This window comes from Pseudomonas sp. GXM4 (genome assembly GCF_008923895.1).
Taxonomy (GTDB): Bacteria; Pseudomonadota; Gammaproteobacteria; order Pseudomonadales; family Pseudomonadaceae; genus Aquipseudomonas; species Aquipseudomonas atacamensis.
This window is the reverse complement of record NZ_WBRZ01000263.1, coordinates 1-7,574: the sequence shown is the minus strand read 5'-3', so window position 1 is coordinate 7,574 and position 7,574 is coordinate 1. Positions and strand designations below refer to the sequence as shown.

Below are 7,574 nucleotides of genomic sequence, written 5' to 3'. Positions count from 1 at the left end.
CGAGCAACCCCCAATCTGTCCCCTCTCCCTCTGGGAGAGGGCTAGGGTGAGGGGGAAATTCGCAAGCCTTGCACGAAAATCCGAAACCCCGCATATCCCTAGTGCTAACCCCGGATCGCTGGCAGACTGCCCATCCTTTCACGCCGTTCGTTTTGAGGCTGTATGCCAACGTTTTCTCAGCGTCATGTTGTGTTCTGGGTCAGTTGCATCATCATTTTTGGCGGTTTGCTGCTGGTGCTGCCGCTGCGCCTGTTGCCGAGCCTGCTGGCCGGGTTGCTGGTGTTCGAGCTGGTCAACATGCTCACCCCGCAACTGCAACGGCTGATCGAAGGGCGGCGTGCGCGCTGGTTGGCGGTGGCGCTGCTCGGCACGCTGGTAGTAAGTGCGCTGGCGCTGATTTTCGCCGGCGCCATCAGTTTCCTCCTGCATGAAGCGGAAAACCCCGGCGCCTCGCTGGATAAGTTCATGGGCGTGGTCGATCGCGCGCGCGGGCAGTTGCCGCCGTTCATCGACGCTTATCTGCCGGCCAGCGCGGCGGAATTTCGCGTGGCGATCGGCGAGTGGGCGAGCAAGCATCTGGCCGACCTGCAACTGGTCGGCAAGGACGCTGCGCACATGTTCGTCACCCTGCTGATCGGCATGGTGCTCGGCGCGATCATCGCCCTGCAGCGCATCCCCGACGTGACCAAGCGCAAGCCGCTGGCCGCCGCTTTGTTCGACCGTTTGCATCTGCTGGTGCAGGCGTTTCGTAATATCGTCTTCGCGCAGATCAAGATTTCCCTGCTCAACACCGTGTTCACCGGGATCTTCCTCGCGGTGATCCTGCCGATGTTCGGCATCAAGCTGCCGCTGACCAAAACCCTGATCGTGCTGACCTTCCTGCTCGGCCTGCTGCCGGTGATCGGCAACCTGATGTCGAACACGCTGATCACCATCGTCGGCCTGTCGCTGTCGATCTGGGTGGCGATCGCCGCGCTGGGCTACCTGATCGTTATCCACAAGCTCGAATACTTCCTCAACGCGCGCATCGTTGGCGGGCAGATCAGTGCCAAGTCGTGGGAGTTGCTCCTGGCGATGCTGGTGTTCGAAGCCGCGTTCGGTTTGCCGGGGGTGGTGGCGGGGCCGATTTATTACGCGTATCTGAAGAGTGAGTTGAAGCTCGGAGGAATGGTCTAGAAAAGCAGCTTCGAGCTTCCAGCTTCAAGCTGCAAGTGAAAAGCAGAAGCAAGAGCCGCAGTGGCTTTTGCTCTAGCTTGCAGCTTGCAGCTTGCAGCTTGCAGCTTAAAACTTGCGGCTGCCCCTAAACGCCATAGCGTTTGCGGGCTTCAATCGCCAAACCGCTACCAATGCTGCCAAAGATGTTGCCTTCGACATGCCGGGCGTGCGGCAGCATTGCCGAGACGCTGTTGCGCAGGGCCGGGATGCCGCTGGAACCACCAGTGAAGAACACCGTGTCGACCTGATCGACCGCCACGCCAGCGTCATTCAACAACTGCGTAACGCTGCCACGCACACGCTCCAGCAAAGCCTCGATCGCCGATTCGAATAACGCGCGGCTCAGCTCGACGCTCAGCCCGGCTTCGATGCGGTCCAGCGGCACGTGGCGGCTGTCGGCGTGGGTCAGCTGGATCTTGGTTTCTTCCACTTCCATCGCCAGCCAGTGCCCGGCGCGCTGTTCGATCAGCTTGAACAGGCGATCAATACCGCCGGTGTCTTCGATGTCGTAGCGCATGCTGCCCAGCGCCAGCGTGGACTTCTGCGAGTACACCGAGTTGATCGTGTGCCAGGTCGCCAGGTTCATGTGGTGGCTGGTTGGCATGTAGGCGCCGCTCTTCATGCGGCTGCCGTAGCCGAACAGCGGCATCAGGCCTTGCAGACTCAGCTGTTTGTCGAAGTCGGTCCCGCCGATGTGCACGCCGCCGGTGGCGAGGATGTCATCGTGACGGTTGTCGACACCACGACGCTCGGGCGACAGGCGCACCAGCGAGAAGTCAGAGGTACCACCGCCGATGTCGACGATCAGTACCAGTTCTTCTTTCTCGATGGTCGACTCGTAGTCGAACGCTGCCGCGATCGGTTCGTACTGGAACGACACATCTTTGAAACCGATTTTGCGCGCCACTTCGACCAGGGTGTCTTCGGCTTCCTGGTCGGCGAGCGGATCGTCGTCGACGAAGAACACCGGGCGACCCAGCACCACTTGCTCGAATTCCCGACCGGCGGCGGTTTCGGCGCGGCTCTTGAGCTGGCCGATGAACAGCCCGAGCAGGTCCTTGAACGGCATCGCCGTGCCGAGGACGCTGGTGTCGTGCTTGATCAGCTTGGAGCCGAGCAGGCTTTTCAACGAGCGCATCAGCCGGCCTTCGTAGCCTTCCAGATACTCGTGCAGGGCCAGGCGACCGTAGACCGGGCGACGTTCCTCGATGTTGAAGAAGACCACCGACGGCAGGGTGATCTTGTCGTCTTCCAGCGCGATCATGGTGTCCATGCCGGGGCGCAGCCAGCCGACGGTGGAGTTGGACGTGCCGAAGTCGATGCCGCAGGCACGGGCTGGAGAGGCGTCTTTCATGTCTTTCGGATTCCGGTGAAAAAACGGCCGCGCAGTGTATGTCAGTGCGCGGCAGATTCGAAGGCCGGTCATCCGCTATTTCGCCGGCAGACAGCTTGAAAAGCGCCGCTTCGCCCCAAACTTGCTGGCATGGGCCGGCAGACACACCGGCGGTCGCAAGAACCGTCGTCCACTGCCGATAAACTTCTGCGGCGCCACCCGGTCACAAACTTGAGATCGGTCAACCCGGCACGTGCCAATCGGCGCATGCTGGTCTCGGCGCGAAATCGATAACGGATGGTGATCCTTCCATGGACTTCAAAGACTATTACAAGATACTCGGCGTGGAGCCGACAGCCGACGACAAGGCCATCAAGGCGGCCTATCGCAAGCTGGCGCGCAAATACCACCCCGATGTCAGCAAGGAAAAAGACGCCGAGGCCAAGTTCAAGGACGCCTCGGAAGCCTATGAAGCGCTGAAAAGTGCCGACAAACGCGCCGAATACGACGAGCTGCGCCGTTATGGCCAGCACGGTCAGCCGTTCCAGGGCCCGCCGGGCTGGCAGAGCCGTGGCGGCTTCGGCGGTGGCGGTGGCGACACGGGCGACTTCTCGGACTTCTTCAGTTCGATCTTCGGCAATCGCGGCCCCGGTTTCGGTGGCGCCGAGAGCCGCCAATCACGCGGACGCCGAGGGCAAGACGTGGAAATGGAACTGCCGGTCTTCCTCGAAGAAACCCTGTCGAACGAATCGAAGAAAGTCACCTTTCAGGTGCCGCAATACAACGCGCACGGCCAGCATGTCAGCAACACCAGCAAGAGCCTGAACGTGAAGATTCCGGCCGGCGTCACCGACGGCGAGCGGATTCGCCTGAAGGGCCAGGGCGCACCGGGCATCGGTGGCGGGGCGAATGGCGATCTGTACCTGACTATCCGGTTTGCGCCGCACCCGAAATTCGATGTTGAAGGCGAGAACCTGATCATCACCTTGCCCCTGGCTCCATGGGAATTGGCATTGGGCACCGAAGTCGCCGTGCCAACCCTGACCGGCAAGATCAACCTCAAGGTCCCGGCCGGCAGCCAGAATGGCCAGCGCATGCGCGCCAAGGGCCATGGCCTGCTGAACAAGGCCGGCGAACGCGGGTATCTGTTCGTGCAGCTCAAGGCCGTGATGCCGAAAGCCTCCGACGATGAGGTCAAGGCGCTGTGGCAGGAACTGGCGAAGAAAGCCGCGTTCAACCCGCGAGAGAACTTCTGAACCCTACGACGGAGTAGCCCATCATGAGCAGCCCCCTGATCGTTCAACTGGACCTGGCAGAATTCTGTGAGGCGGCCGATTTGTCGGACGTCTACGTGATCGAAATCGTCGAACACGGCATCCTCGAACCTCAGGGCGCGCAGCCCCGGGAATGGCGCTTCACCGATTACGAATTGGCCTTGGCCAAGCGCGCGGCGAAGCTGCGCCGTGATCTGGAACTGGAGTGGGAAGGCGTCGCGCTGGCGCTGGATCTGCTGGATGAGGTGAAGCAGTTGCGCGCCGAGAACCGCATGTTGCGCCAGCGGTTGGGGCGGCTGGTGGTCGAATAGGTTGTTTGAGGCGATGAGGTCTGACCCGGCCTCATCGCGAGTCGGCCCGCTGGTGCCGGGTTAGTGTTTGCGAGTGTTTCACCCGGTATGAACCGGCTGGATGGTCTGATAGTTTTCCGGGCACATGTTGGCAATGGATGCCGACGGTCGTAGCGCCAGCCAGACTGGCCAGCGCTGCGCAATCTTTGCAAGGAAGCCTGTCAATGCCAGTCAGACCCAAGCCGCCCAAGCCGGGCGCAGTCGATATCACCACCCCTGGGCGCACATCCCGGGATTCCGCCACGCACGGTATCGAGTCGCCGCACCTGACCCCCGGTCCGTTCATTCGCAAGACCCCGCCCGATACCAGCGAACCCGGCAGTAGCACGCAGCAAATGGAAATTGCAGCCACGCCGCACAGCGTGCAAGTCCATCCGACGCCGTCTACGTCGGGTTCCGCCCCAACCGTTGCAGCCTCCGCGCTGGAGCGTTACCTGATTGCCTCGACAGCCCCTCTACCGCAAGCGGACGTTGACGGGTTTCGCGTATTCAAGGGTCGCCAATACGCGGACTTGCAGGGCGGTGGTACGGTGCTGATCGGCGTCGATGCCGAGACCGGTCTGCATCGGGCCCGGTTGTCCAGCGAGCTGCAGCCGTCCGGTCCAGTGCTTGCCTACGATCCGTTGAACAAGCACTGGTACTCGCTGGAGGATTTCAGCGCATCGCTGGACGCCGCCGTTGTACCGGGTAAAAGCCGCAGGGCGGCGCGGCAGAGTGATGAAGACTATGAGTCAGCCCTTGAAGAGCTGCCCGACGATGTCGATGCGGCAGATGAACATTTCTATCTGGCGTCCGAGTCAATGCCCGTCAAACCTTTCACTGCTGACGAGTTGAGTGCGATGCGCAGCGAAACGCGCTTTTCGTTTCTCAGCAATCGGCCCGGGGTCTACGACCGAGCCAATAACGGCAAATATCCATTCCGGGACATCGCCGGCACACCTATCCGCATAAAGAAGCTCCAGACCCTCGTGCGTTTCGAAGACGGCGGCCGATACACCTCCGAGCAGATCAAGCCGTACATCAAGTTTGGCGCCTACGAGCATGTCGCGCGGCTGTATGAAGAAAAGCTGCAATGGCGACTGTTCACCGAGGCCGACATGCGTGCGCCCGGTGAGCGGGCCCTGGTCGGCCAGTCCATGGTGGTTGCCAACCGGCGCATCAGCCGAGGCGAGGTGGTCGGCGTCTATGCTGGCGCCATCATGCCAGGACGTCTTGTGCCGCTGCCCCAGCAGTCATACACCATGAAGGTCGGCGTGCGTTACCAGCCAGGACCTGGATATCTGATCCCCGTCCAGCTGGCGATGGTCGGTGACACGATCATCTCCAGGATCAATACGCATTTCTGGTACAACGCAACGGGCAAGCCGGTTCGCCAGGCCACGGACGGTTATAACGTCGAATTCGTGCCATTCGATGTTGAAGCGCAACAGTTGATAGGCAAGGAACTGGTCACCCGCGACTTCATTCTCAACGCCATCTTCGCTACCGAAGATATTCCGGCAGGAACCGAGTTACGCATCAATTACAACTACAGCGACGCGGACATCGCGAAGTTGTTTCCGTGATCGCCTGAGCGATAGCTGCTGAATACGAACCAGCGAGTCCGTATTCAGCGCGCCCCCTAATCAAAACAGAAAATAGCGCTGCGCCATCGGCAGCGTTTCCGCCGGTTCGCACCACAGCAACACGCCATCGGCCTTGACCTGATAGGTCTGCGGATCGACATCGATGTTCGGCAAATAGTCGTTGTGGATGAGGTCGGTTTTCTGCACGTCGCGGCAGCCCTTCACCACAGCGATCTGCTTTTTCAACCCCAGAGCCTCCGGCAACCCGGCCTCCTGCGCCGCCTGGCTGATAAAGGTCAGGCTGGTGGCGTGCAGCGAGCCACCGTAGCTGGCGAACATCGGGCGGTAATGCACCGGTTGCGGTGTCGGAATCGAGGCGTTGGCATCGCCCATCAGGCTCGCGGCAATCGCGCCACCCTTGAGAATCAGCGTCGGTTTCACACCAAAGAACGCTGGACGCCATAGCACCAGATCGGCCCACTTGCCGACTTCGATCGAGCCGACTTCATGGCTGATGCCATGGGTAATCGCCGGGTTGATGGTGTACTTGGCGATGTAACGCTTGGCGCGGAAGTTGTCGTTGCCCTCGCCGTCCTGCGGCAGTGGGCCGCGCTGTTTTTTCATCTTGTCTGCGGTCTGCCAGGTGCGCGTGATGACTTCACCGACGCGGCCCATGGCCTGACTGTCGGAGCTGATCATCGAGAACGCGCCGAGGTCGTGGAGGATGTCTTCAGCGGCAATGGTTTCGCGGCGGATACGGCTTTCGGCGAAGGCGACGTCTTCGGCAATGCTCGGGTCGAGGTGGTGGCAGACCATCAGCATGTCGAGGTGTTCGTCGATGGTGTTGCGGGTGAACGGCCGGGTCGGGTTGGTCGAACTCGGCAGCACGTTGGGGAAACCGCAGGCCTTGATGATGTCCGGCGCGTGGCCGCCACCGGCACCTTCGGTGTGATAGGTGTGGATGGTGCGGCCCTTGAATGCGCCGAGGGTGGTTTCGACGAAACCGGATTCGTTGAGGGTGTCGGTGTGGATCGCCACCTGCACATCGTACTGGTCGGCGACGTTGAGGCAGTTGTCGATGCTCGCCGGAGTGGTGCCCCAGTCCTCGTGCAGCTTGAGGCCGATGGCACCGGCCTTGACCTGTTCGATCAACGGCTCCGGCAGGCTGGCGTTGCCCTTGCCGGTGAGGCCGATGTTCATCGGAAAGGCATCGGCGGCCTGGAGCATGCGCGCCAGATGCCACGGGCCGGAGGTACAGGTAGTGGCGTTGGTGCCGGTGGCAGGCCCGGTGCCGCCGCCGATCATGGTGGTGACGCCGCTCATCAACGCTTCTTCGATCTGCTGTGGGCAAATGAAGTGGATATGCGTGTCGATGCCGCCAGCGGTGAGGATCATGCCTTCGCCGGCAATCACTTCGGTGCCGGCGCCGATGGCGATGGTCACGTTGGGCTGCACATCGGGGTTGCCGGCCTTGCCGATCGCGGCGATGCGCCCGTCCTTGAGGCCGACGTCGGCCTTGACGATGCCCCAGTGGTCGATGATCAGCGCGTTGGTGATCAGCGTGTCGACCACTTCGGCGGCGAGCAACTGGCTCTGGCCCTGGCCGTCGCGGATGACTTTGCCGCCACCGAACTTCACTTCCTCGCCGTAGGTGGTGAAGTCCTTCTCGACTTCGATCCACAGCTCGGTATCGGCCAGGCGCACCTTGTCGCCGACGGTGGGGCCGAACATGTCGGCGTAGGCGCTTCTAGAAATCTTCATGTGCTTGCCTTGGGATTCAATGATCGTTCCCACGCTCTGCGTGGGAATGCCGCCATGGACGCTCTGCGTCCGCCTT

6 protein-coding genes are annotated in these 7,574 nt (G+C 61.4%); 4 read left to right on the top strand and 2 right to left on the bottom strand.

The features are described 5' to 3' along the window. Positions 1 to 162 precede the first annotated feature (162 nt). The gene (locus F8N49_RS23110) at positions 163 to 1,176 is read left to right on the top strand and encodes an AI-2E family transporter (RefSeq protein WP_016771899.1); all 1,014 of its coding nucleotides are present in this window, start codon (positions 163 to 165) and stop codon (positions 1,174 to 1,176) included. A gap of 124 nt (positions 1,177 to 1,300) precedes the next feature. Here the strand turns inward: F8N49_RS23110 and F8N49_RS23105 are convergent, their stop codons facing one another. Beyond that, on the bottom strand, positions 1,301 to 2,569 hold the full coding sequence (locus F8N49_RS23105; RefSeq protein WP_151552742.1) for an Hsp70 family protein: 1,269 nt from the start codon (positions 2,567 to 2,569) through the stop codon (positions 1,301 to 1,303). A 290-nt stretch (positions 2,570 to 2,859) separates the two neighbouring features. Here F8N49_RS23105 and F8N49_RS23100 point away from each other — a divergent pair, with 290 nt between their 5' ends. From F8N49_RS23100 to F8N49_RS23090, 3 genes are all read left to right on the top strand, one after another. Beyond that, positions 2,860 to 3,804, top strand: a complete 945-nt coding sequence (locus tag F8N49_RS23100) for a DnaJ C-terminal domain-containing protein (protein ID WP_024011397.1) — start codon at positions 2,860 to 2,862, stop codon at positions 3,802 to 3,804. A 23-nt stretch (positions 3,805 to 3,827) separates the two neighbouring features. After that, on the top strand, positions 3,828 to 4,133 hold the full coding sequence (locus F8N49_RS23095; protein WP_016771896.1) for a chaperone modulator CbpM: 306 nt from the start codon (positions 3,828 to 3,830) through the stop codon (positions 4,131 to 4,133). Between the two features lie 203 nt (positions 4,134 to 4,336). Then, positions 4,337 to 5,737: a hypothetical protein gene (locus F8N49_RS23090; RefSeq protein WP_256675503.1), complete on the top strand. Its 1,401-nt coding sequence runs from the start codon at positions 4,337 to 4,339 to the stop codon at positions 5,735 to 5,737. Positions 5,738 to 5,797: 60 nt separating this feature from the next. Here the strand turns inward: F8N49_RS23090 and ureC are convergent, their stop codons facing one another. Next, positions 5,798 to 7,498, bottom strand: coding sequence for an urease subunit alpha (ureC, locus tag F8N49_RS23085; RefSeq protein WP_071174262.1), 1,701 nt, complete (start codon positions 7,496 to 7,498; stop codon positions 5,798 to 5,800). Between the last annotated feature and the right edge of the window lie 76 nt (positions 7,499 to 7,574).